Raw genomic sequence first — 23,625 nt, 5'->3', positions numbered from 1 at the left:
TGGCCTTTTTTAATACTGATGGTGTTACTCGCAAAATTGTAACAAATAGTGGATAATGCGCGCGGATTTTTATGCGAGTGATACCAATTAAAATAACTATTTAATTGGGATGTGTTGATGAGAGATAACGGGAGAACGAATGCGTTACGCCTTAGGTATTGAATATGATGGTAGCCAGTATTATGGTTGGCAGCGTCAGAAAAGCGTGATCAGTGTTCAGCAGACATTAGAACAAGCATTATCGAAAATTGCTGCTGAGCCGATAGAGGTCGTTTGTGCTGGGCGTACCGATACCGGAGTTAACGCGACTAATCAAGTTGTTCATTTTGATACCACTAAAGTACGTAAAGACGTAGCCTGGACGCTTGGTGTTAACACTAATTTACCCAAGGATGTTGCGGTGTCATGGTGTCAGCAAGTGACTGAGGATTTTCATGCGCGCTTTAGCGCTACCGCTCGTCGTTATCGTTATATTATTTATAACAATAATCTGCGTTCGGCTATTTTGAGTCATGGCTTGAGTTTTTGTCATTACCCGTTAAATGAACAGCTAATGCATCAAGCGGCACAATTTTTAGTGGGGCAGCATGACTTTACTTCATTTCGTACTGTACATTGTCAGTCGCATTCTCCAATCAGAACCTTATTGCATTGTAATGTTACCAGAAAAGGGGATTACATTATTATTGATGTAAAAGGCAATGCGTTTTTACACCATATGGTGCGCAATATCGCTGGCAGTTTAATGAAGGTGGGGCAAGAACTTAAGCCGATTAGCTGGATCAAGGAAGTACTGGAAGCAAAAAATCGTTGTCTGGCGGGTATCACAGCACCTGCGGCTGGGCTGTATTTTGTTGATGTTGAATATCCAGCAGAATTTGCCTTACCAAAGCGGACATTAGGACCATTATTTTTAGATTAGTTGTTTATTGTACAAAGCCCTAAATTTTTACCCGATAAAATTTTACAAAACAGACCAGTTTTTTCTATCCATAATACGTTAAAATATGGTCTAATTAGTGGTTATACTTAGATATTATAAAAATTTACAATTTAATGGCTATTTATTAGCGGTTAAATGATTCTCATGCATAGGCAAAAGTGAAATTATGAGCTGGATTGAAAAGATTCTCCCGAAAGCAAAATCGACTCAAAAACGTAATATTCCAGAAGGTGTCTGGAGCAAATGTACTTCCTGTAATGCGGTGCTTTATAAAGTTGAATTAGACCGTCAAATGTCGGTTTGTCCTAAGTGTGATCACCATATGCGCATTAGTGCCCGTAAGCGTATCGAAAGCTTTTTAGATCTTGGTGAACGTGTAGAGTTAGGAACTGAATTTGAGCCTCAGGATATTCTAAAATTCAAGGACTCTAAGCGTTATAAAGACCGGATTTCAGCGGCGCAAAAAGCAACCAATGAGAAAGATGCCTTAGTGGTAATGAAAGGTGAATTACACGGTATGCCAATTGTTGCTGCGGCATTTGAATTTGCTTTTCTAGGTGGTTCTATGGCCTCGGTAGTAGGGGCACGCTTTGTAAAAGGGGTTGAATATTGTCTCGAACATAACTTACCTTTTGTTTGTTTCTCTGCCAGTGGTGGTGCCCGAATGCAGGAAGCCTTATTTTCACTGATGCAGATGGCTAAAACCAGTGCTGCGTTGGCGAAAATGAGCGAAAAAGGCTTACCCTATATTTCAGTATTAACCGATCCTACTATGGGGGGCGTTTCTGCCAGCTTGGCAATGCTAGGCGATGTTAATGTTGCTGAGCCGAAAGCGCTTATTGGTTTCGCTGGGCCACGTGTTATTGAACAAACGGTTCGTGAAAAATTACCAGAAGGTTTCCAGCGTAGTGAGTTCTTAATCGAAAAAGGCGCAATTGACATGATAGTCGATCGCCGGGAAATGCGTGATACTTTAGCGCGCTTATTATCGAAGTTTACTGGTCAGGAATTAAAAGCAAGCTAGCGTTAACAATTACTTTATGAGCGAAATTATTAAAAGCCACTCTGAGCGTACGCTCGATGAGTGGCTTTATTATTTAGAAAGTATTCACCCAAGTGAAATTGATATGGGGCTTGAACGTATTGCTGTCGTGGCAAAGCGTTTAGCTATTGATTTGTCATTTGCTCAAGTGGTGACTGTTGCTGGTACTAATGGTAAAGGTACGACCTGTGCGTTTATCGAAAACGCCTTGTTAATGGAGCAGCGTTCAGTTGCTGTCTATTCTTCTCCGCATATTACAGAATTTAATGAACGTTTAAGAATTAATCAGAAGGATGTTGCGGACCAACCATTAGTTAGGGCGTTTGAGCAAATAGAGCAGGCGAGAGCTGAAATCTCTTTAACTTACTATGAGTACACCACGCTGGCCGCATTGTTAGTGCTCATGTCGGTTAAACCGGAATTTATTATTTTAGAGGTTGGTTTAGGTGGGCGGCTGGATGCCACTAATATTATCGATGCGAATATTGCAGTCATCACCACCATAGATTTAGATCATCAGGCATTTTTAGGTAATACCCGGGAAGCCATTGGCGCAGAAAAAGCGGGTATTCTTCGGCCACAGCAACCCGCGGTAATAGGTGATAAGCAGCCGCCAGCTTCGGTGTTATCTTATGGTGAGCAATTGAGTGCTAATTTGTACTGTCGTGGACGCCAATTTACTATTGAGCCGCAACAAGATGGTAATCGTTGGCGTTGGCAAAGTGAGCAAGTGATCTATGAGCTGTTACCACGCCCTCATATTCCCCAAGACAATGTTGCTACGGCGTTAATGGTGTTAAAGCTTTTAGCGATAGAGCTTAGTAATCAGCAGGTTATTACGCTCATTGAGCAAACTAAAGTCGCCGGCAGAACTGAAATCTTAGTAGATGGTTGTCAGGTGATGTTAGATGTTGGTCATAATCCATTGGCAGCACGCTATCTTGCGGACCAAGTAAAAGAGGTAAGTGCTAAGCAAGTACATGCAGTCGTCGGTATGCTGTCAGATAAGGACATAGTTAATACCATTAAGCCATTAATACCTTATATTGATCATTGGTACCTTTGCTCATTAGATGTTGCAAGAGGGGCTAACGCTGCTCAGCTACGTGAGGTATTTACTGAGCAAGATGCGAAAAATTTATTATCTTTTGACAATGTGAGTGAGGGTTATAAAATGGCAAAAGCTCACGCGGGTAAGCAGGATCTTATTTTAGTTTTTGGATCTTTTGTTACCGTTGCACAAGTCAAGTCATTGTATAATTAGGAGTTCTCTTGTCTACACCGTTTCAAAATAGATTAGTCGGTACCGTTATTGTTGCGGCAATCGCAATTATCTTTTTACCTGATCTACTTGATGGAGATAAGAAAACCTATCAGGAAGAGTTTGAACCTATTCCTGCTGCACCTACTATAGATTTTAAGCCCAAAAATCATGACTTCCCCGAGGATAAACTATCATCGCTAGCTAAGGAGCAATTGGTGGATGAAACCGCCGTTGACGATGACTCTGAAGCGTCGATTGATAATGAAGTGCAGAAGATAGCAACAGAGAAGGTTGCAGTGAAACCATTAGCTAAATCTGATCAGCTTAAACAAGTTCAAAGTGTTAAAAGTGATTCACTACCAGCAAAAGCGGTTGCTAATCAGGCTTGGGTGATCCAGTTAGGTAGTTTTCGTCATAAAAATAATGTTGATGAGCTAGTGAATAAATTAACTAAAGCCGGTTATAAGGCGTTTACTCGCCCTATTAAGACCAAAACCGGGACATTAACTAAGGTATTTGTCGGGCCGGAATTAATTAAAACCAGCCTTGAGAAAAAGATACCTGAATTGAAACAGTTAACTCAGGTGGAAGGAAAAGTCGCCAGATTTTCACCGACAAAATAATAATAATGTTAGTACTTTGAGCGGTCGTTCTGATAGAATGCGCGCCTCAAATACGAGTAATATTAATTGAGAACTCTCGATTTATGGTTTGGATAGACTATGCCATTTTGGCTGTCATAGGTATTTCAACGTTAATTAGTCTTGTTCGTGGCTTTGTCAAAGAAGCTGTGTCGCTGGTTATCTGGATAAGTGCCTTTTTTATTGCCAGTACTTTCTACGCCAAACTTGCCACTCTTCTTACCAATATCTCCGATGCTTTCTTACGTAATGGCGCTGCTATTGCCATTTTATTTATTACCACGCTTATTTTAGGCGCATTAGTTAATTATGTTATTAGTCAATTGGTGGCTAAAACAGGACTTTCAGGTACAGATAGGGTGTTGGGCATTGTTTTTGGCGCGCTGCGTGGTGTATTAATAGTTAGCGCGGTATTGTTTTTTATCGATGCGTTTACCCCTTCATCATCTAGTCAGTGGTGGCAAAGTTCTCAATTAATTCCAGAATTTACATTAATAATTGAATGGTTTTTTGAATATCTCAAACAATCATCCAGTTTTCTAAATCAAGCTTAGTTCGGCGGAGAGAAACACCATGTGTGGTATAGTTGGCATTGTAGGTAATACACCGGTTAATCAATCATTATATGACGGTTTAACGGTACTACAACATAGAGGGCAAGATGCAGCTGGCATCGTTACCATTCACGATAATACCTTTAGGTTGCGAAAAGCTAATGGCTTGGTCAAAGATGTGTTTCATACACGTCATATGATGAGACTGCAGGGCAATATCGGCATCGGTCATATTCGTTATCCTACCGCAGGCACTTCAAGTTCATCGGAAGCTCAGCCTTTTTATGCTAACTCTCCTTTCGGTATTTCGTTGGCTCATAATGGTAATCTGACCAATGCAGATGAATTGAAAGATTGGTTATATAAAGAAGCCTGTCGTCATGTCAATACCACTTCTGATTCTGAAATTTTATTGAATATTTTAGGTCATGAATTACAGCAAGGCGGACGGTTTGAATTAACACCTGATGATATTTTTAAAGCGATTGCCAATGTACATAAACGTGTTCGTGGAGCATACGCAACTGTTGCCCTGATCATCGGTAACGGTATGGTTGCATTTCGTGACCCTAATGGTATTCGACCATTAGTGTTTGGCAAAAGAGAAACAGAAAAGGGCGCAGAATACATGGTAGCGTCTGAGTCTGTGGCATTAGATGCCTGTGATTTTACTTTTGTGCGTGATGTATCACCTGGTGAAGCAATTTTTATCTCTGAAGATGGTCAACTGCACAGCAAGCAATGTGCGGAAAATCCGAGCTTTAACCCTTGTATTTTTGAATACGTTTATTTTGCCCGCCCTGATTCAGCAATAGATAAGATTTCGGTGTACGGTTCTCGTGTTGAGATGGGTAAAAAGCTAGGTGAAAAAATTGCAAAAGAATGGGCAGATGAAGATATTGATGTGGTTATTCCGATCCCCGAAACTTCTTGTGATAGTGCCTTACAAATCGCCCAAACCTTAGATTTACCTTACCGTCAGGGCTTTGTTAAAAACCGTTATATTGGCCGTACTTTTATTATGCCGGGCCAGGAAATGCGTAAAAAATCTGTCCGTCGTAAGTTAAATGCTATTTCAACTGAGTTTGCGGGTAAAAATGTTTTACTTGTTGATGATTCAATTGTTCGTGGCACCACATCAGAGCAAATCATAGATATGGCTCGTGCGGCTGGTGCGAAAAAAGTGTACTTTGCCTCTGCAGCGCCTGAGATTCGTTTCCCTAATGTTTACGGTATCGATATGCCGAGTGCTACTGAGTTGATTGCTCATGGCCGTGATCTGGATGATATTTGCCAATTGATTGGTGCTGATAAGTTGATCTTTCAATCGATTGCTGACTTAGAAGCGGCTGTTGCTGTGGCAAACCCGGATATTAAGCAGTTTGAAACTTCAGTGTTTGATGGTCAATATATCACTAAAGATATAGATCAGGGCTACCTGGAGAAACTGGATGCATTACGAAATAATGAGAGTAAAGAGTTATCGGATAAAAATGCTGACTCTATTATTGATATGCATAATGAAGGGGCGGAATAAAGCGCTCACTTTCGTTGCAATAAAAAACGCTCCTTAAGGAGCGTTTTTTGCTTTTATTAACAGTGGTTATTAAGAAATGTATTCTGCGCCAAATCCCATGCTGAACATGATAGCGCTAATTGCCATTAACGACACTAACAAGACTAATCCGCAAGTTACTACTGAACTTGCGTAGATAAAGCCTTTTTCTTCTGGAATGTTCATCATAATAGGTACACCAGAATATAAAAGGTAAACTGAATAAGTTAATGCCGCTAAACCTGCTAATGCGACAAACCATAAAACAGGATAAAGCGTCGTCAAACCAACCATAAGTAGTGGGGTGGCGGTATAAGCGGCAAGTTCAAGTGACTGGGTAAAATCCGGTGATGCGTCAAAAGTTTTTGCCATCCATTGGATCAAATATGCTAAGGCAAAAACGCCAGCAATCAAGCCTGCATACATGGCAACGGCCATCGCAATTGCGTGGGGCTCTGAGATTTTGATGACATCACCTGCACCAATAGACCAGCCGATGTGAGCGGCAGCATAATAACTGCAAATTGCTGGTATTAATGCGATTGTTAAAATATGAACGACACTGTACATTAAGCTTTCATGACGTTTTTCGATGGTTTGCCATTCTTCCTTTGGATGAGCGTATAGCCCCCAGATATGATTTAAGATCATAAAATTACCTCTTGCTCTGTCCCCAAAAAATACGCATATACAGTTTGAATTTTTATTATCTGCTGCGCGTTAAGATCAACATTCGTTTTTTATTGTTGATATCTTATTTATGAAAGATGTCGAAGCTTTCGTCAAGAGTTGATTGAAAAATAATCGTGTGAATAGGCAAATAGTTATTTTTTATAATTAAAATCACTGAATTTTATACTTAATTAGAACTAATGGCGCTATTAAGCAACTTTAACTCTGACAACTTTCATTATCTCGATATCAAAGCCAGCGATATTTTCTGTTGTAGCATAATAAGTCAGGTTTACTCGTTGTCCTTGTAAAGAACGATAATGCTTTTTTCTTTTATATTTAAATGGTACATCTATATTTTCTATCATTATGGTGTTTAACAACCAGTCATCTTGTTCACGCTGTACATGTGAGACAACCTTTAAATTTTCACTGTGAATGAGCTTATGATGCTTATCAATTAAATCTTGAGCTTTATGCTGTTTCATGATTTCTGATAATAAATTAATGATAGCTACTAGTATCTCAACTATTTGGCTTTTAAAATAGCACTATTCATTTTCAGCAGTAAAATTTTATGTCGACAAATCATTTGTTAGCACCCATTAAGCAATTTTTACAATGTTCAACGCCAGACGCTTGGGTAGCAGAGGCTAAAAAGCCAGAAAATTTACCTATGTTGCTTATTGATCATTTGATTTGTGAATTAAAGGCGGCACAATCTGCAATGTTTCTAATACGTAAGTATGCAGTAGATAAAGAAAGTGGTGATGCACTGTTGGCGTGGTTGAGGCCGTTTGAAACGCTTATCTATAAAAGGGAAGGCGATTGGCGCACATTACCGTCAAAGAACAATTTAACTAAGTCTGTGATCCCTAAGTCAGATACACCATATGGGCAAGATCTTATTGATAAGATGGTTCTGTTGATAAAAGAAGAGTTACATCACTTTTACCAAGTGCTTGAAATCATGGATGAGTATGGTATTGAGTATCAAAGCATTACCCCATGCCGCTATGCAAAAGGCATGTTACGACACGTCAAAACATTTGAACCAGATGCAATGATCGACAAGCTCATTATTGGCGCTTATATCGAGGCTCGTTCATGTGAACGGTTCGCTACGCTCGCTCCTCATGTTGATAAAAGGTTAGGGGATTTTTATATCTCATTGCTTCGCTCTGAAGCACGCCACTATCAAGATTACCTAGCATTGGCAGAAGAAATAGCTGGTGGTGATATATCGGAGCGAGTGAAGTTCTTCGGTGAACGGGAAGCTGAACTCATCTCATCAGAGGATGAAGACTTTAAATTCCATAGTGGCGTGCCTGTAATATAATTTGAAAATAGCAGTTAAAAATAATTTTTAACTGTCAGATTTTTTTACATATTTTTATTTTTTAACTGATTTGTATAGTCTTATTCCTTGGTGAACCCTTTAAATATCTAGCATCTTACTTTTAGGTGTCAATTTTGCTTTCATTGGGCGCTTATTAAGAAGCAGAGTAGATTACTTCAATAAAGAGCAGTGATATTTAAACGGAAAACACAAGGATAGATAATGACAAAACTAATCTCACAAAAATTTCTGCAATCTAGCGCCTTAGCAGTATCACTTTTAGTCAGCTTATCTTCAACAGCTGGACTGATCGATAATGGCAATGGCACTATTTATGATGATGTATTAAACATCACTTGGCTGCAGAATGCGAATATTGCTTTAACTGCTGGTGAACATGAATTTGGCGTTTCAACTTACGGTGACGCTGCTGATTTTGCTAGTGATTTTTCATATTTAGGGTATACAGAATGGCGACTGCCAACAACCTTAGCTATAGATCCATCATGCTCTGCTAATTATTCAGATAATGACGCTTATTCACATGGTATTAATTGTACAGGCAGTGAACTAGGTTATATGTATTATAACAATTTTGGTTTAGCGGCAGGTACTGATGCTGCAACATTGATAAACAATGCCAATATTGATTTATTTTTCAACCTGTCACGTTCAGCAAGTTATTTTTCTGATCCTTATATTGGCATGTTTGATGACGATTACGACAGCTGGCGTTTTTCTATGGGGAATGGAGAACAACATCGGGCAGCAAGCGGTAGTGGTGGATTAACCTGGCTAGTGCACGATGGCCGTGTTAGCGTTTCTGAACCTGTTAGCGGTGCGATGTTAGCACTCGGTCTGATGGGGCTGCTAATGACGCGTCGCAGAAATTCTTAATTTCATGCAGTAACTAAAAAAGCGAGGCTATTAACCTTGCTTTTTTAGTTTCAATCGGGGTATTCGCTAACCCACTACATAACAATGCAACAATTTCTGCCGGCATTTTTTGCCTGATAAAGTGCAGAGTCTGCTTTTTCAAATACCGATTTCCAGGTGCTACTTTCTTGATATTCTGCCACACCAACTGATACTGAAATCGGCGGCAGATAGGCATTGGTTTTTTTCTGCTTTAAGCGTAACTTAGTGATAGCGATACGGATGGTTTCGGCAAAACTCTTTGCGTCTTTTTTTGTTTGATTGGCTAACACCACGATAAATTCTTCACCGCCTTGGCGAACGGCAAAGTCAGTGCTACTTAAGTGCTCTTTGATAGTTGCCGCTACTTTTTGGATCACTTGATCGCCAACTGCGTGGCCAAAAGAATCATTAATGTTCTTAAAATGATCAATATCAATTAAGCAGGAAGCATGTGTACTTTCTTTTGATAATTCTTTTAGTTTCTCATCACAACCGCGGCGGTTATATAAGCCAGTTAATGCATCGAGCATAGCTTCGTCGCGAGAGGCTTTTAACTGAGATTTTAGTTGTTTAACTTGCTGATAAGTTTCAGCAAGTTCTTTATTTAATTCCTGATGCTGGTGCTGAGAGTGAGCCAGCGTTGCATTAATGAACTTAAGTACCGGCTTAAATGACGCTTGACGTGTTGATTTGGCTAGGACATTGTCGGCTCTTTGTAAATTGCTGGCTATTTCATTGCCATTATCAACTTGAGTTTGTAGCTTCTCCATGGTTGAAGATAACGTTTGTTCAAATGGCGTTAACAACGAGCGTTCCAGTTGATCGGTAGTAGAGAAAAACTCCAAAAATGCCGACTCGATAAATACTGCATCTAATGAACCGTGCCAGCTGATATATTCATCGATGTACTGATTAAGTAATTCATTACTTTTTGATAAATAGTGATATATCACTGAGAAATTGATTGGTGTTGGAGCAACCTCATATTGACTGAGAAATTTAATGGTTTGCTCGCTAACTTTTACCGCGCAGGGGTAATTATCTTGGGTGTTCATGGTTATTCCTGAAATCAGGATATTCCTAATTTAGTGTCTAATTGTTATTTTAATTGAATGTGATGTTACTCAAGCGCCAATTTTAATCGTAAAGCAACACGTTGTTAATGCTGCTGTGATAAATATTTCGCCATTGATTTAATGCAGATCAGTGAATTGCTAAAATTTAGTTATTGGCAGGTAACTGTTGGTTCACTAGCTTAAACCCTTTGCGGTGAAATTTTAGCCAAGAACCTTGTTCATACCAGTCACCAAGTACGACGCGTTGTGCTTGTTGAGCATTAAGCTGAAGATGATGAACATCCGGTCTATGAGTATGACCATGGATCAGCAAAGTCGAGTTGTAATGCTCTAGCGTAGCGATAACTTCTTCCTCTGTGACATCCATAATGTCTTGTGCTTTCTTTGAGGTCGCCATAGCGCTTTTTTTACGATAATTCTCAGCAATTTTTCGACGTATAAAAAGAGGCAGGCTTTTGATCATCAATTGCCACCACCATGAGCGTGATTTTTGACGAAATTCCTGATACGCAACGTCTTTGGTACATAAAGTATCGCCGTGCATTATGATCGCTTTATTGCCATAAAGCTCAATGGTGTCTACTTCTGGTAATAAGGTGATGCCTGCTTTTTTTGCGTATCGTTGACCGAGCAAAAAATCACGGTTACCGTGAATAAAATAAATGGGCACGCCACTGTCTTTTAATGCTTTTAGCCCTTGAGCGATTTCTAGTACAAAAGGAGAGTCATCATCATCGCCGATCCAGTACTCAAACAGATCGCCGAGAATATAAAGTGCGTCTGCATTAACGGCATTATTTTTTAAAAAAGTTAAAAAACAGGCCGTAATATCTGGCCTGTTTTGGCTCAAGTGCAGATCGGCAATAAAATAAGTAAATGCCGAATCAGTTGTAGCTGTCATCAAAGTGTACGCTAAGTCTTATTCGACAATGGTGTCTTCAATGATAATTTCTTCTTTTGGCACATCGTCATGAAAGCCCATACGGCCGGTGTCGACTAATGTCATTTTATCAATCACATCCATACCTTCAACCACTTCACCAAATACACAATAACCCCAGCCTTGAACAGACTCTTCTTTAAAGTCTAAAAAGTCATTGTCTACTAGGTTAATAAAAAACTGGGCAGAGGCTGAATGAGGGTCTTGAGTACGTGCCATGGCTAACGTACCGCGCTTGTTACTTAAGCCATTGTTGGCTTCATTTTCAATGCTGGCGCGGGTGTCTTTCTCTGACATGCCAGAAGCAAAACCACCGCCCTGTGCCATAAAGCCTTTAATCACGCGATGGAAGATAGTGCCGTTATAAAAACCATCTTTTGCGTACTGTTCAAAGTTTTTTGCGGTTATGGGGGCTTTATCAAAGTTAAGTGAAATTTTGATATCGCCAAGGGTTGTTTTTAAAGTGATCATTTTTCATTACTCATATTCAATGGTGGGAGAATTGTAACCTAAAGGTAGAATCTGTAAAGGGAAGTGATGACCCTATTGTAATGTTAAGGTACAATTAGCCGGAATTTTAACAAATATTAGGAATGAAATACCCTCATGTTGCAAATATACAATACCTTAACCCGTAAAAAGGAAGCCTTTACACCAATTGAACCTGGTAAAGTAGGATTGTATGTTTGTGGTTGTACCGTTTATGACTTATGTCATATCGGTCATGCCCGCACTTACATCAGTTTTGATAATATCGCGCGTTATTTGCGGTTTTCCGGTTATGACGTTAACTATGTCCGTAATATTACTGATGTTGAAGATAAAATTATTCAGCGAGCAATTGAGAACGATGAAACGCCGGATGAATTAACAGCGCGCACAATTGCAGCAATGCATCAAGACTTTGATGCGTTACATATGCAGCGCCCTGATCTTGAGCCACGAGTAACGACTCACATGCCGGAAATTATCACTATGATTGAAACTTTAGTGGCGAAACAGCATGCTTATGTTGCGGACAGTGGTGATGTTTTATTTGATGTTTCAAGTTTTGCGGATTACGGAAAACTCAGCGGACAAAATCTAGAGCAGTTACAAGCGGGCTCACGGGTTGATGTCGATGAAAGCAAGCGTAATCCGTTAGATTTCGTTTTATGGAAAAGTGCTAAACCGGAAGAACCAAGCTGGGACTCTCCTTGGGGAGCAGGTCGTCCAGGCTGGCATATTGAATGTTCGGCAATGAATGCTAAGGTCTTAGGCAAGCATTTTGATATTCACGGTGGTGGTTCAGATCTACAGTTTCCTCATCATGAAAATGAAGTGGCGCAAAGTTGTTGCGCCCTTGATACGCCGTATGTTAATTATTGGATCCACACTGGCATGGTGCAGGTTGATCAGGAGAAAATGTCAAAATCGTTAGGTAACTTTTTCACCATTCGTGAGGTGTTAGCTAATTATGATGCGGAAACCACACGCTTTTTCTTAACTACGGGTCAGTATCGCAGCCAGTTAAATTACTCAACAGATAACTTGGAACAGGCAAAATCGTCATTAGAGCGTATTTACACCGCGTTACGCGATGTTGAACTTATCGATGGTTATCAGCTTGATCGTAACCATGAATACGTTAAAGCATTTTGCCAAGCGATGGATGACGATTTTAATACGCCACAGGCCTTATCTGTGCTGTTTGAAATAGCCAAGCAATTAAATTTAGCTAAACAGCAACAAAAAGATAATACGAGTGAATTAGCGAGCATGCTTAAAGCACTTGGTGGTATTCTAGGTTTATTACAGCTAGCGCCTAATGAGTACTTACAAGGCGGTGAAAGTGATGACGAAGTAGCGCAAATTGAAGCCTTGATTAAACAACGTAATGATGCGCGTGCTGCTAAAGATTGGGCGGCAGCTGATGATGCTAGAGACAAACTAAAAGCGATGAATGTCGTCTTGGAAGATAGCGCAGGAAAAACTACTTGGCGAAAAGGTTAAGCCGTTAGTCAATATTAACTTGTTAAAAAGCTCACTAATTAGTGAGTTTTTTTATATCTAGCGCATTTTACTGGTATTCAGGTTCGGATCAAAATGAAAATTAACAAGAACGGAGGCTTTATGAAGGCAATAGTTTATCGTAAATATGGTGCCACAGATGTATTAGAACAGCAGGTTTTACCAAAGCCTGAACCCAGTGAAAATGAGTTGCTGATAAAGGTTAAATCCGTTGAAGTGACAAAAACTGATTGTGAAATGCGAAGTTTCAATTTTGCGGTTAAGTGGTTTTGGTTGCCGTTACGTTTAGCCCTTGGGCTATTTAAACCTAGAAGAAAAGTATTGGGTTCATACTTTTCAGGGGAAGTGGTTGCGGTTGGTTGTAATGTTAAGGAGTTTAGTATCGGAGATGCAGTGTTTGGTAGTTCTGGTTTTAGCCTGGGAGCCTATGCCGAATATATATCTTTACCCTCAGACGCTTGTTTAGTGAAAAAGCCTAAAGAGCTGACTTTTGAACAAGCAGCAGCAATACCTCTTGGCGGTATAAATGCTCTTCACTATTTACAACGAGTCAATATAAAAAAAGCAGATAAAGTACTCGTTAACGGCGCGGGAGCAAGTATTGGTTCGTTTGCTGTACAAATTGCTAAAGCTATGGGAGCGGAAGTAACAGCAGTAGATAGTTCTGTTAAAAAGGCCATGCTGCAGGAAATTGGTGCTGATCATTTTATTGACTATACCAAATCATCTTTCCTGGATACCCTGGAAAAATATGATGTGATTTTTGATATGGTGCCACAAAGTAGCTATTCCGGCTGTATTCGATTGTTAAAGCCAAATGGAAGATACCTTTGTGCAAATCCGACATTTATTAAAATGCTTCGTTCGGTGGTAACGCCGATAGTCACCAATAAACAGGTTTACTTTGCTTTTGCACCAGAAACCAAAGAATACTTGATTCAGCTTATAGAGCTGGTAGAGAAACAAAAAATTCTGCCTGCGATAGATAAAGTATTTTCGATGGAAAGAATTATTGAAGCACATCAACGAGTTGAAACAGAACAACGTTGCGGTATTGTGTTACTTACAATTAATAATGAGTAGTTTTGTAAAATTTAAGTAGGCGCTTTTATTGGCGCCTACTCATAGCTAGCATGTTATAAAAAATTACGAAAATTGCTCACAGGCGATTAAAGTGTTTTCAATTAAACTGGCAACTGTCATAGGACCAACACCGCCAGGAACAGGAGTAATAAATGAAGCCTTCTCTTTCGCGACATTAAATTCAACATCCCCAACTAACTTACCATCAGCTAAACGGTTGATACCCACATCAATAACAATTGCGCCATCTTTGATCCATTCACCTGGGATAAATGCCGGTTTACCAACCGCGACCACAATTAAGTCAGCGTTGCGTACTTTCTCTTCTAAGTTCTTGGTAAAGCGGTGAGTGGTAGTAATAGTACAGCCGGCTAATAATAACTCTAAGGTCATAGGACGACCGACAATATTGGATGCACCAACGACTAAAGCGTCTAGGCCATGAGTTTTTACACCGGTTGACTCAATTAACGTCATAATGCCTTTAGGGGTACAAGGGCGAAGTCCTGGTTGACGTAATGCCAGTTTACCGACGTTGGATGGGTGGAAGCCGTCGACGTCTTTATTTGGTGCGATAGTTTCAATGACTTTATTAGCATCTAGTCCTTCCGGTAAAGGGAGTTGAACCAAAATACCATCAATGTCATTATCCTGATTAAGCGCTTCAACCAGACTGAGTAGTTGTTGTTCTGTCGTGCTTTCTGGTAAATCGTACGAACGAGAAACAAAGCCGACTTCTTCACAGGCACGACGTTTACTACCGACATAAACTTCAGACGCTGGATCATTGCCAACTAAAATTACTGCTAACCCAGGAGCTCTTTTACCTTGGGCGATGCGTTGAGCGACTTTCTCTTTGACAGAGGTTCTAAGGTGCTGGGCAATTGCTTTGCCGTCGATAAGTGATGCAGTCATAATTCCTAAGGCATTAATATAAAAAACGCGGTATTTTCTCACAAATTATCCTTAAGTAGTAGATAGAAAAATTAATATATTGTATGCAGAGTTGCTTGTGGGGTAATTTATCTTAGTTATGCAGTTATTGCTGTAAAACTAAACAAAAAGGCTATTCTTTAACTAGGCTTGCTTTAAAAGTGACCGAACGCGATTTTTTTTATAAAAAACGTTTGACGACCAGCGGGCAACTAGGTAATATCCGCACCCGTTGAAAGCAAGCAGCTTTTAACATTATGTCGGTGATTAGCGCAGCTTGGTAGCGCACTTGGTTTGGGTCCAAGGGGTCGCAAGTTCGAATCTTGCATCACCGACCACTTTCTATCTTGTTTTTTAGATAAAAAGTGATGTTTCTGTAGGTAATGTGCGCCCTTAGCTCAGCTGGATAGAGCAACGCCCTTCTAAGGCGTGGGTCGTAGGTTCGAATCCTACAGGGCGTGCCATGCATTTTTAATGCAACTATGGTGGCTATAGCTCAGTTGGTAGAGCCCCGGATTGTGATTCCGGTTGTCGTGGGTTCAAGTCCCATTAGCCACCCCATCTTTATAAAAGTTTATCGGTGATTAGCGCAGCTTGGTAGCGCACTTGGTTTGGGTCCAAGGGGTCGCAAGTTCGAATCTTGCATCACCGACCACTTTCTTACATTTAAATCCACAACTTCCTCATTAGTAGTTAGCTAAAACATTTAGATGAGAACTTGCGAAGCAAGTCAACAAAATTGTTGGGAACAATTTTGCTCGCACTAGTGCGACCCGCAGGGTGGAGTATAGGGATGTACGGAATCATCTTGCATCACCGACCACTTTCTTCCGTTAAATCCACAACTTCCTCATTAGTAGTTAGCCAAAATATTTAGATGAGAACTTGCGAAGCAAGTCAACAAAACTGTTGGGAACAATTTTGCTCGCACTAGTGCGACCCGCAGGGTGGAGTATAGGGATGTACGGAATCATCTTGCATCACCGACCACTTTCTTGTTTATTTTTGGCTTGTTTTTCATTCAATTCAGTATCTGTCGCTAAATTTTTATCTTGCGCTAGTACTTATTTTTGCTGCATTTTTATTAACATAATGGTTTTTTTGTTAATAACATGGAAATTAATTTCTTTCTGCTCTCGACTCTTGGCTAAAGCACCGCTATAATTTCGCGTCATTATTTTTAATCTGAACATCGTTTATTCGGATAATCCGAGCTTTTAGGCAAGTGCTAAAAGGCTGCGAGCAGAAAGTCATTGTTTTTGTTCCTATAGATAGATGCGTTATAAAAAGCGCAAGTAAGCGCTAAGTATTGAGGTAAGTAAATGCAAGTTTCAGTAGAGACTACACAAGGTTTGGAACGTAAGTTAACTATTTCAGTTCCTGCAGAAAAAATTGATGTTGAAGTTAAAAATCGTCTTCGTCAGATCGCTAAAACACAGCGCATCAATGGTTTCCGTCCTGGTAAAGTACCACCTTCAGTGATTCAAAAACGTTATGGAAAATCTGTGCGTCAAGAAATTGCTGGTGAAGTCATGCAACGTAATTTCGTTGAAGCGATTGTTGCTGAAAAGATCAATCCTGCTGGACGTCCTCAGTTTGTTGCGAAAAGTAACGAAGATGGTAAAGATTTAGAATTTGAAGCGACTTTTGAAGTGTATCCAGAAGTTGAATTAAAAGACATTGAAAAAATCAACGTTGAACGCCCAGCTGTTGAAGTAACAGATAAAGATTTAGACGAAATGTTCGTCACGTTACAAAACCAACATAAAACTTGGAAAGAAAACAAGCGTAAAACTAAGAAAGGCGATAAGTTAACTATCGACTTCTTGGGTCGTGTTGACGGCGAAGAGTTTGAAGGCGGAAAAGCAGAAGGTTTCGAATTAGAACTTGGTTCAGGTCGTATGATCCCAGGTTTTGAAAAAGAAATCACTGGCATGAAGGTAGATGAAGAAAAAACTATCACAGTGACTTTCCCAGAAGATTACCATGCTGAAAACCTTAAAGGTAAAGACGCAGAATTTGACATTAAAGTTATAAAAACAGAAGGGCCAGTACTTCCTCCTGTAGACGAAGAGTTCGCTAAGTTGTTCGGTGTTGAAGAAGGCGGTGTTGATGCACTTCGTGAAGAAGTTCGCAAAAACATGACGCGAGAATTAAACCAAGCAGTTAAAGCGAAAGTTAAAGAACAAGTCATTGAAGGCTTATTAGAAGCAAATGAAGTTGAATTACCATCTGCATTAGTTGCGCAAGAGGTTGACGTATTACGTCAGCAAGCGATGCAACGTTTTGGTGGTCAAATGGATCCTAAGCAAATGCCTGAATTACCGGCTGATATGTTTGAAGAGCAAGCAAAACGTCGCGTAAAAGTTGGTTTATTACTTGGTGAAGTGATCAAACAAAACGAGCTTAAAGTAGACGAAGCCAAAGTGGATGAATTAATTGAAACTGCAGCGTCAGCTTACGAAGATCCACAAGAAGTGATCGAATACTACAAGTCAAACAAAGAAATGCATCAACAGATGCAAAATGTTGCACTTGAAGAGCAAGCTGTTGACGTATTAGTAGCTGCGGCAAAAGTTAAAGACAAGAAGTCTAGCTTTCAAGAGATCATGAATCCGGAAGCTAAATAGGCTTTTTGATTGACAATAGCGTAAGCAATCGCTTAAATGGCTTGTATGGAAACATATGAGCCATTTTTTTATACTAAGGAAAAATAGTTGTTTACTTCTCAAAATAATTCTCACGACTTAACGAGTATCACAGAAAACGCATTAGTCCCTATGGTAGTTGAGCAAACTGCTAAAGGTGAGCGCTCTTATGATATTTACTCAAGACTGTTAAAAGAGCGGGTGATCTTCCTGTGTGGTCAGGTTGAAGATCATATGGCGAACTTAATTGTTGCCCAGTTACTGTTTTTAGAATCTGAAAGCCCAGAAAAAGATATTTATTTGTATATCAATTCTCCTGGTGGCTCAGTGACTGCTGGTATGGCAATTTACGACACTATGAAGTTCATTAAGCCAAATGTCAGTACTGTCTGTATTGGTCAGGCAGCCAGCATGGGAGCATTTTTATTATCAGGCGGTGAAAAAGGTAAACGTTACTGCTTGCCTAATGCCCGGGTGATGATCCATCAGCCATTAGGTGGTTTCCAGGGGCAGGCATCGGATTTTGAAATTCATGCCAAAGAAATTCTTTATATTAAAGAAAAGCTTAACCGTTTAATGGCAGAGCATACCGGTCAGCCATTAGAAAAAGTGTCGGAAGATACCGATCGCGATAATTTTTTGAGTGCGGAAAGTGCGGTTGAATATGGCCTAGTTGATTCGATATTAGAACAACGGTTAGATAAATAATTTCGTAGATTTGTTATCTACGTAATTTATGAAATACTTATTAGTATTGATGTTTCAGTTTTTAAGTTTAGAGGTACCGTATGACCGATATTAAAAAAGGTGACGGTGATAACGGAAAGTTACTGTATTGCTCTTTTTGTGGCAAAAGCCAGCATGAAGTGCGTAAATTAATTGCAGGGCCTTCTGTATTTATTTGTGATGAATGTGTCGAGCTCTGCAACGATATCATTCGAGAAGAAATTAAAGAAATTGCGCCTAAGCAAGAAAAAGAAAGCCTACCATCGCCGATTGAGATCAGAACCAGTCTAGATGATTACGTTATTGGTCAGGACCACGCGAAAAAAGTATTAGCGGTAGCGGTTTATAATCACTACAAACGTTTACGCAATGGTGATTCTCATAATGGTGTCGAATTAAGTAAAAGTAATATTTTGCTTATTGGCCCAACAGGTAGTGGTAAAACCTTGTTAGCTGAAACGTTAGCACGTTTACTGGATGTCCCTTTCACTATGGCTGACGCTACGACATTAACCGAAGCGGGTTATGTTGGTGAAGACGTTGAGAACATCATTCAAAAATTGCTGCAAAAATGTGATTATGATGTCGAAAAAGCGCAACGTGGTATTGTTTATATTGATGAAATCGATAAAATTTCACGTAAGTCAGACAATCCATCAATTACTCGTGATGTTTCGGGTGAAGGTGTTCAACAAGCGTTGTTGAAACTGATTGAAGGTACTATTGCTTCTGTGCCACCACAAGGGGGTCGTAAGCATCCACAACAAGAGTTTTTACAGGTTGATACCTCTAAGATCCTCTTTATCTGTGGCGGGGCATTCGCAGGGCTAGATAAAGTGGTCGAGCAGCGTTGTAATGTCGGTACTGGTATCGGCTTCGGTGCTGAAGTGAAAAGCAGCGATAAAGGCAAGTCACTTACCGAGAGATTTCAGGAAGTAGAGCCGGAAGATTTAGTTAAATATGGTTTGATCCCTGAGTTCATCGGTCGACTTCCTGTAGTTGCTACGTTAAGCGAACTGGATGAAGATGCACTGATCCAAATCTTGCAAGAGCCCAAAAATGCGTTAACCAAGCAATTTGTTGCCTTGTTTGATATGGAAAATGTCGAGCTAGAGTTTAGGCAAGATGCATTACATGCGATAGCAAAAAAAGCGATGGAGCGTAAAACTGGCGCCCGTGGTTTACGCTCGATTGTGGAAGGTGTGTTACTTGAAACCATGTATGAATTGCCATCGATGGAAAATGCTAGCAAAGTTGTGGTAGATGAAACCGTGATTAAAGGGGAATCTAAACCAATCATTATCTATGAAACGCAGCAAGAAAAAGCAGCGTCTGATAGCTAATTGAGTTTAGTATTTTTATTGATTGAAAAGAGCGCTTGGCGCTCTTTTTTATTTTTAGCCTTAAGTGAGCTTTGATTTAGGCTTATGCGCTATTTGCCTATGGAAGTGTTGGATATATTCCAGGGAGGTAGCAGGTCAAAAGTCGAATATTCGTCTATAATTTCGCCACTCAAGCGCTTTTTTCCTATTAATTGTTGAAAGCAAGTTGAATAGCCCCATATAGTTTAAATACCAATTGAAATAGCTATTTAACCCATTCAGAGCTGTGTCAGGATCGTGTGAACAAAGCAAATTGATGCCGGTGTAGTCATTCTCCATCAAAGCAATTTGTGAAGTTATCACTTTCCTGACAAGCTCCCAAAGGGCGAGTTTAAAAGGCTTATATGCTTACGTTTTGATTTTGACAAGGGAATAACCATTACTTGCAATCAAAGCATTGCCTCCATGGATGTAGGTACTTAGGTTTTGCCTGGAGCATTAAACCTGTGCCTATAAACCTTTTAATTCTCGCTGAACGGTTAAATAGTTAATTCACTTGGTATAATCGTCTCGAACATTTTATCAAATTGATTGAAGAGAGTTTCTAATGTCAGAAGAATTAGCTGATGTAACTATAATTGCTGCTATCCCAGTATTAGCCTTACGTGATGTTGTGGTCTATCCGCAAATGGTCATCCCATTATTTGTTGGTAGAGAAAAGTCGATCCGTTGTTTAGACATTGCGATGGAAAGTGATAAGCAAGTGTTTTTAGTGGCGCAAAAAGATGCTGCTATCGATGATCCTACTGCTGATGATGTCTATTTAACCGGAACGGTAGCCACTATTTTACAAATGCTTAAATTGCCCGATGGTACGGTTAAAGTTTTAGTCGAAGGGGTTAAACGCGCGAGCATCAGTCAATTTGTAGAGACAGAAAATTATTTTACCGCTGATATCAATTTTCTTAATATAGAAGGTGATAACGCTGAAAATCTTGATGTACTAGTGCGTTCAGCAATTTCTCAGTTTGAAGGTTACGTTAAGCTTAATAAAAAAATCCCACCAGAAGTGTTAACCTCGGTTTCTGGTATCGATGATGCAGAGCAACTCGCTGATACCATGGCGGCTCATATGCCGTTAAAACTAGCGGAAAAGCAGAAAGTATTGGAAATCACTAACATTGCCGAGCGCCTTGAACATTTAATGGCATTAATGGAAGGTGAAATCGATTTGCTACAAGTCGAGAAAAAAATTCGTACTCGTGTGAAAAAGCAAATGGAAAAAAGTCAGCGCGAGTATTATTTGAATGAGCAAATGAAAGCGATTCAAAAAGAGTTAGGCGATGATGAAGACGGTGTTAATGAACATGAGCAAATTGAAAAACAAATAGAAGAAGCTCAAATGCCGAAAGAGGCGAAAGAGAAAACGCTAGCTGAACTTAAAAAATTGAAAATGATGTCATCTATGTCAGCAGAAGCTACGGTGGTCCGTAGTTATATCGATTGGATGACTAATGTACCATGGAAAAAACGCAGTAAGTTAAAACGTAATCTGGCGTTAGCAGAAGAAATTTTAGAAAAAGACCATTATGGCTTAGAGAAAGTCAAAGAGCGTATTTTAGAGTATTTAGCGGTACAGCAACGGGTAAGCCAGCTGAAAGGGCCTATTCTGTGTTTAGTTGGCCCTCCAGGTGTCGGTAAAACCTCGTTAGGGCAATCTATTGCTAAATCTACTGGACGAAAATATGTCCGTATGGCGTTGGGTGGTGTTAGAGATGAAGCGGAAATTCGTGGTCATCGCCGGACTTATATTGGTTCTTTACCAGGGAAGCTTATTCAGAAAATTGCTAAGGTAGGGGTGAAGAACCCACTGTTCTTATTAGATGAAATCGATAAGATGGCTTCTGATATGCGTGGTGATCCTGCTTCAGCCTTGCTGGAAGTATTAGACCCGGAACAAAACTCAAGCTTTAACGATCATTATCTCGAAGTGGATTATGACTTATCTGATGTGATGTTTGTTGCCACCTCTAACAGTATGGATATTCCCGGTCCGTTATTAGACCGCATGGAAGTTATTCGCCTATCCGGCTATACCGAAGATGAAAAACTTAATATTGCTAAGCGTCATTTAATGACTAAGCAAATTGAGCGTAATGGCTTGAAAGAAAAAGAAATTGAAATTGATGATAGTGCGATAATTGGCATTATTCGTTATTACACTCGTGAAGCTGGGGTCCGTAGCCTAGAACGAGAAATCTCTAAATTGTGTCGCAAAGCGGTTAAGGCAATATTGTTAGATAAATCATTGAAGAAAGTTGTGATCAACCAAGATAACCTGGCTGAGTTCTTAGGAGTACAACGTTTTGATTATGGCAAGGCCGATGATGAAAATCGTGTTGGCTTAGTGACTGGTCTTGCTTGGACTTCAGTGGGGGGAGAGCTGTTAACCATTGAAACCGCATCTGTGCCGGGTAAAGGTAAACTTTCTTACACCGGCTCGTTAGGTGATGTGATGCAGGAGTCGATTCAAGCTGCGATGACGGTCGTACGTAGCCGTGCGGATGCTTTACGTATTAATGATGATTTCTATGAAAAACGTGATATTCACGTCCATGTTCCTGAAGGAGCTACGCCGAAAGATGGTCCAAGTGCTGGTATTGGTATGTGTACAGCGTTGGTATCAAGTTTGACGGGTAATCCGGTCAAAGCGGATGTTGCGATGACAGGTGAGATCACCTTGCGTGGTGAAGTATTACCTATTGGCGGATTAAAAGAGAAATTACTCGCGGCTCATCGTGGTGGTATAAAAACGGTTATTATTCCAAAGGATAACGAACGTGATTTAAAAGAAATTCCAGATAATGTCAAAGCTGATTTGGCAATTCATCCGGTAAAATGGATTGAAGAAGTGCTGGAAATTGCATTGGAATACCCGGTAGAAAAGTGGAAATTAGACAGCTAGCCCATGAAAAATGGTGTTTTTTTGAGTGAAATCGCAAAAAAAGTGAAAAAAAAGCAAAAAAATACTAATTAGGGCTTTCCAAAGTTTGAAACTATGGTAAGTTAGTGATGCTTTAAATGCTGGACCCCAATATAAACAAGGGGTCTAGGTGAGATAAAAATAATTATCTTAATTTAGAATTTCTTTAACTCAGTGCTTGATGTTCAAAAAGAAGCTTGTTATAAAAGTTTCTGCAGGACGCTAAAAACAAAAGATAGCGCTGAATAATAACAATTGAAGGGGAATATACTGTGAATAAATCTCAATTAATCGAGAAAATTGCTGCTGGTGCTGACATTTCTAAAGCTGCAGCTGGTCGTGCATTAGATTCATTTATCGAAGCTGTTACTGACGAATTAAAAGGCGGTGAGCAAGTAGCATTAGTTGGTTTTGGTACTTTCTCTGTACGTGACCGTGCTGCACGTACTGGCCGTAACCCACAAACTGGTGCGACTATTGAAATCGCAGCTGCTAAAATCCCATCATTCAAAGCTGGTAAAGCTTTAAAAGATGCATGTAACTAATCACAGTTACGTTTAAGAATTATGAAAAGACCACCTCAGGGTGGTCTTTTTTTTTACAAGAAAAAATTTTCATCGTGCTAATAGTTTAATTACTTGCCGCAATTCACTCTTGATAGATAAGCTGCTTAGTGGCTAATTTGATAGTGGCTAATTTGATAGTGGCTAATTTGATAGTGGCTAATTTGATAGTGGCTAATTTGATAGTGGCTAATTTGATAGTGGCTGCTTATCGTTAGCTTAAGTTATCTCAGCCGTTTTTTATTGCCTTGATATCATTCTCGCATTGATACGACGTATACAAGCTATCTGTTAGTGTACAAATAATGATAAGCGTTTTTTTACCCGTTTCAATTTCTAAATCCTAACCTTTACCTCTTAGTGAGTACCTCGTGATGAGCATTTATATCATCTTATTAACTGATAAAATGAAA

21 protein-coding genes and 4 tRNA genes are annotated in these 23,625 nt (G+C 39.8%); 19 read left to right on the top strand and 6 right to left on the bottom strand.

Translation table 11 applies throughout. The features are described 5' to 3' along the window. Positions 1-139 precede the first annotated feature (139 nt). The 6 genes from truA to purF all read left to right on the top strand — a co-directional run bounded on the left by truA (position 140) and on the right by purF (position 5,981). Entirely contained in the window at positions 140-922 is a 783-nt protein-coding gene (gene truA, locus QQK06_RS03900) for a tRNA pseudouridine(38-40) synthase TruA (RefSeq protein ID WP_284243295.1), read from the top strand. Between the two features lie 187 nt (positions 923-1,109). Beyond that, the gene (accD, locus tag QQK06_RS03895) at positions 1,110-1,967 is read left to right on the top strand and encodes an acetyl-CoA carboxylase, carboxyltransferase subunit beta (protein WP_284243294.1); all 858 of its coding nucleotides are present in this window, start codon (positions 1,110-1,112) and stop codon (positions 1,965-1,967) included. Positions 1,968-1,983: 16 nt separating this feature from the next. Further along, positions 1,984-3,249 (top strand): bifunctional tetrahydrofolate synthase/dihydrofolate synthase, encoded by a 1,266-nt coding sequence (folC, locus tag QQK06_RS03890; protein ID WP_284243293.1) that lies wholly within the window; start codon positions 1,984-1,986, stop codon positions 3,247-3,249. 8 nt (positions 3,250-3,257) lie between these two features. Next, the gene (locus tag QQK06_RS03885) at positions 3,258-3,872 is read left to right on the top strand and encodes an SPOR domain-containing protein (RefSeq protein ID WP_284243292.1); all 615 of its coding nucleotides are present in this window, start codon (positions 3,258-3,260) and stop codon (positions 3,870-3,872) included. A gap of 83 nt (positions 3,873-3,955) precedes the next feature. Further along, complete coding sequence (locus tag QQK06_RS03880) at positions 3,956-4,444, top strand: CvpA family protein (protein ID WP_284243291.1); 489 nt, start codon at positions 3,956-3,958, stop codon at positions 4,442-4,444. Between the two features lie 19 nt (positions 4,445-4,463). After that, complete coding sequence (gene purF / locus QQK06_RS03875) at positions 4,464-5,981, top strand: amidophosphoribosyltransferase (RefSeq protein WP_284243290.1); 1,518 nt, start codon at positions 4,464-4,466, stop codon at positions 5,979-5,981. A gap of 69 nt (positions 5,982-6,050) precedes the next feature. Here purF and QQK06_RS03870 read toward each other — a convergent pair whose 3' ends face one another. Both QQK06_RS03870 and QQK06_RS03865 read right to left on the bottom strand, forming a co-directional pair. Beyond that, on the bottom strand, positions 6,051-6,650 hold the full coding sequence (locus QQK06_RS03870) for a Yip1 family protein (protein ID WP_284243289.1): 600 nt from the start codon (positions 6,648-6,650) through the stop codon (positions 6,051-6,053). A 230-nt stretch (positions 6,651-6,880) separates the two neighbouring features. Beyond that, positions 6,881-7,159, bottom strand: a complete 279-nt coding sequence (locus QQK06_RS03865) for a hypothetical protein (RefSeq protein WP_284243288.1) — start codon at positions 7,157-7,159, stop codon at positions 6,881-6,883. Between the two features lie 89 nt (positions 7,160-7,248). Between QQK06_RS03865 and miaE the strand changes: the two genes are divergently transcribed. Both miaE and QQK06_RS03855 read left to right on the top strand, forming a co-directional pair. Beyond that, positions 7,249-8,010, top strand: coding sequence for a tRNA isopentenyl-2-thiomethyl-A-37 hydroxylase MiaE (gene miaE / locus QQK06_RS03860; RefSeq protein ID WP_284243287.1), 762 nt, complete (start codon positions 7,249-7,251; stop codon positions 8,008-8,010). A 222-nt stretch (positions 8,011-8,232) separates the two neighbouring features. Further along, positions 8,233-8,907, top strand: a complete 675-nt coding sequence (locus tag QQK06_RS03855) for an Lcl C-terminal domain-containing protein (protein WP_284243286.1) — start codon at positions 8,233-8,235, stop codon at positions 8,905-8,907. A gap of 74 nt (positions 8,908-8,981) precedes the next feature. Here the strand turns inward: QQK06_RS03855 and QQK06_RS03850 are convergent, their stop codons facing one another. The 3 genes from QQK06_RS03850 to QQK06_RS03840 all read right to left on the bottom strand — a co-directional run bounded on the left by QQK06_RS03850 (position 8,982) and on the right by QQK06_RS03840 (position 11,415). After that, a complete protein-coding gene (locus tag QQK06_RS03850) occupies positions 8,982-9,983 on the bottom strand; it encodes a GGDEF domain-containing protein (protein ID WP_284243285.1) in 1,002 nt (333 codons plus the stop codon). 166 nt (positions 9,984-10,149) lie between these two features. After that, the gene (locus QQK06_RS03845) at positions 10,150-10,905 is read right to left on the bottom strand and encodes a UDP-2,3-diacylglucosamine diphosphatase (protein ID WP_284243284.1); all 756 of its coding nucleotides are present in this window, start codon (positions 10,903-10,905) and stop codon (positions 10,150-10,152) included. Between the two features lie 18 nt (positions 10,906-10,923). After that, positions 10,924-11,415: a peptidylprolyl isomerase gene (locus tag QQK06_RS03840; RefSeq protein ID WP_284243283.1), complete on the bottom strand. Its 492-nt coding sequence runs from the start codon at positions 11,413-11,415 to the stop codon at positions 10,924-10,926. Between the two features lie 135 nt (positions 11,416-11,550). Between QQK06_RS03840 and cysS the strand changes: the two genes are divergently transcribed. Further along, positions 11,551-12,936 carry a cysteine--tRNA ligase gene (gene cysS, locus QQK06_RS03835; protein ID WP_284243281.1) on the top strand — a complete coding sequence of 462 codons (1,386 nt, stop codon included), beginning with the start codon at positions 11,551-11,553 and terminating at the stop codon, positions 12,934-12,936. Positions 12,937-13,029: 93 nt separating this feature from the next. Then, positions 13,030-14,037, top strand: coding sequence for an NAD(P)-dependent alcohol dehydrogenase (locus QQK06_RS03830; protein WP_284243280.1), 1,008 nt, complete (start codon positions 13,030-13,032; stop codon positions 14,035-14,037). A 63-nt stretch (positions 14,038-14,100) separates the two neighbouring features. Here the strand turns inward: QQK06_RS03830 and folD are convergent, their stop codons facing one another. Continuing rightward, entirely contained in the window at positions 14,101-14,952 is an 852-nt protein-coding gene (gene folD / locus QQK06_RS03825) for a bifunctional methylenetetrahydrofolate dehydrogenase/methenyltetrahydrofolate cyclohydrolase FolD (RefSeq protein ID WP_284246565.1), read from the bottom strand. Positions 14,953-15,231: 279 nt separating this feature from the next. Between folD and QQK06_RS03820 the strand changes: the two genes are divergently transcribed. From QQK06_RS03820 to hupB, 9 genes are all read left to right on the top strand, one after another. Further along, a tRNA-Pro gene (locus QQK06_RS03820) sits at positions 15,232-15,308 on the top strand. A gap of 49 nt (positions 15,309-15,357) precedes the next feature. Then, positions 15,358-15,434 (top strand) — tRNA-Arg (locus QQK06_RS03815). A gap of 21 nt (positions 15,435-15,455) precedes the next feature. Further along, positions 15,456-15,531: transfer RNA gene (locus QQK06_RS03810), tRNA-His, on the top strand. Positions 15,532-15,548: 17 nt separating this feature from the next. Then, a tRNA-Pro gene (locus QQK06_RS03805) sits at positions 15,549-15,625 on the top strand. 667 nt (positions 15,626-16,292) lie between these two features. Next, positions 16,293-17,600, top strand: coding sequence for a trigger factor (gene tig / locus QQK06_RS03800; RefSeq protein ID WP_284243279.1), 1,308 nt, complete (start codon positions 16,293-16,295; stop codon positions 17,598-17,600). Positions 17,601-17,687: 87 nt separating this feature from the next. After that, complete coding sequence (clpP, locus tag QQK06_RS03795) at positions 17,688-18,326, top strand: ATP-dependent Clp endopeptidase proteolytic subunit ClpP (RefSeq protein ID WP_284243278.1); 639 nt, start codon at positions 17,688-17,690, stop codon at positions 18,324-18,326. Positions 18,327-18,406: 80 nt separating this feature from the next. Next, positions 18,407-19,687 (top strand): ATP-dependent protease ATP-binding subunit ClpX, encoded by a 1,281-nt coding sequence (gene clpX / locus QQK06_RS03790; RefSeq protein ID WP_284243277.1) that lies wholly within the window; start codon positions 18,407-18,409, stop codon positions 19,685-19,687. A gap of 586 nt (positions 19,688-20,273) precedes the next feature. Next, complete coding sequence (gene lon / locus QQK06_RS03785) at positions 20,274-22,631, top strand: endopeptidase La (RefSeq protein WP_284243276.1); 2,358 nt, start codon at positions 20,274-20,276, stop codon at positions 22,629-22,631. 290 nt (positions 22,632-22,921) lie between these two features. Continuing rightward, entirely contained in the window at positions 22,922-23,194 is a 273-nt protein-coding gene (gene hupB, locus QQK06_RS03780; RefSeq protein WP_284243275.1) for a nucleoid-associated protein HU-beta, read from the top strand. The last annotated feature ends 431 nt before the right edge of the window (positions 23,195-23,625 follow it).

The organism is Thalassotalea insulae, from assembly GCF_030161395.1.
Lineage (GTDB): Bacteria > Pseudomonadota > Gammaproteobacteria > Enterobacterales > Alteromonadaceae > Thalassotalea_E > Thalassotalea_E insulae.
The sequence above is the reverse complement of the archived record's forward strand: the minus strand, read 5'-3'. Positions and strand labels throughout refer to the sequence as shown.

Excerpts from the sequence above, each read along its gene's own strand:
- truA (WP_284243295.1), top strand. The coding sequence starts at position 140 with ATGCGTTACGCCTTAGGTATTGAATATGATGGTAGCCAGTATTATGGT.
- QQK06_RS03865 (WP_284243288.1), bottom strand. The coding sequence starts at position 7,159 with ATGAAACAGCATAAAGCTCAAGATTTAATTGATAAGCATCATAAGCTC.
- purF (WP_284243290.1), top strand. The coding sequence starts at position 4,464 with ATGTGTGGTATAGTTGGCATTGTAGGTAATACACCGGTTAATCAATCA.
- miaE (WP_284243287.1), top strand. The coding sequence starts at position 7,249 with ATGTCGACAAATCATTTGTTAGCACCCATTAAGCAATTTTTACAATGT.
- QQK06_RS03880 (WP_284243291.1), top strand. The coding sequence starts at position 3,956 with ATGGTTTGGATAGACTATGCCATTTTGGCTGTCATAGGTATTTCAACG.
- folD (WP_284246565.1), bottom strand. The coding sequence starts at position 14,952 with ATGACTGCATCACTTATCGACGGCAAAGCAATTGCCCAGCACCTTAGA.
- tig (WP_284243279.1), top strand. The coding sequence starts at position 16,293 with ATGCAAGTTTCAGTAGAGACTACACAAGGTTTGGAACGTAAGTTAACT.
- lon (WP_284243276.1), top strand. The coding sequence starts at position 20,274 with ATGTCAGAAGAATTAGCTGATGTAACTATAATTGCTGCTATCCCAGTA.
- QQK06_RS03845 (WP_284243284.1), bottom strand. The coding sequence starts at position 10,905 with ATGACAGCTACAACTGATTCGGCATTTACTTATTTTATTGCCGATCTG.
- accD (WP_284243294.1), top strand. The coding sequence starts at position 1,110 with ATGAGCTGGATTGAAAAGATTCTCCCGAAAGCAAAATCGACTCAAAAA.
- QQK06_RS03855 (WP_284243286.1), top strand. The coding sequence starts at position 8,233 with ATGACAAAACTAATCTCACAAAAATTTCTGCAATCTAGCGCCTTAGCA.
- clpX (WP_284243277.1), top strand. The coding sequence starts at position 18,407 with ATGACCGATATTAAAAAAGGTGACGGTGATAACGGAAAGTTACTGTAT.
- QQK06_RS03830 (WP_284243280.1), top strand. The coding sequence starts at position 13,030 with ATGAAAATTAACAAGAACGGAGGCTTTATGAAGGCAATAGTTTATCGT.
- QQK06_RS03840 (WP_284243283.1), bottom strand. The coding sequence starts at position 11,415 with ATGATCACTTTAAAAACAACCCTTGGCGATATCAAAATTTCACTTAAC.
- folC (WP_284243293.1), top strand. The coding sequence starts at position 1,984 with ATGAGCGAAATTATTAAAAGCCACTCTGAGCGTACGCTCGATGAGTGG.
- QQK06_RS03870 (WP_284243289.1), bottom strand. The coding sequence starts at position 6,650 with ATGATCTTAAATCATATCTGGGGGCTATACGCTCATCCAAAGGAAGAA.
- QQK06_RS03850 (WP_284243285.1), bottom strand. The coding sequence starts at position 9,983 with ATGAACACCCAAGATAATTACCCCTGCGCGGTAAAAGTTAGCGAGCAA.
- cysS (WP_284243281.1), top strand. The coding sequence starts at position 11,551 with ATGTTGCAAATATACAATACCTTAACCCGTAAAAAGGAAGCCTTTACA.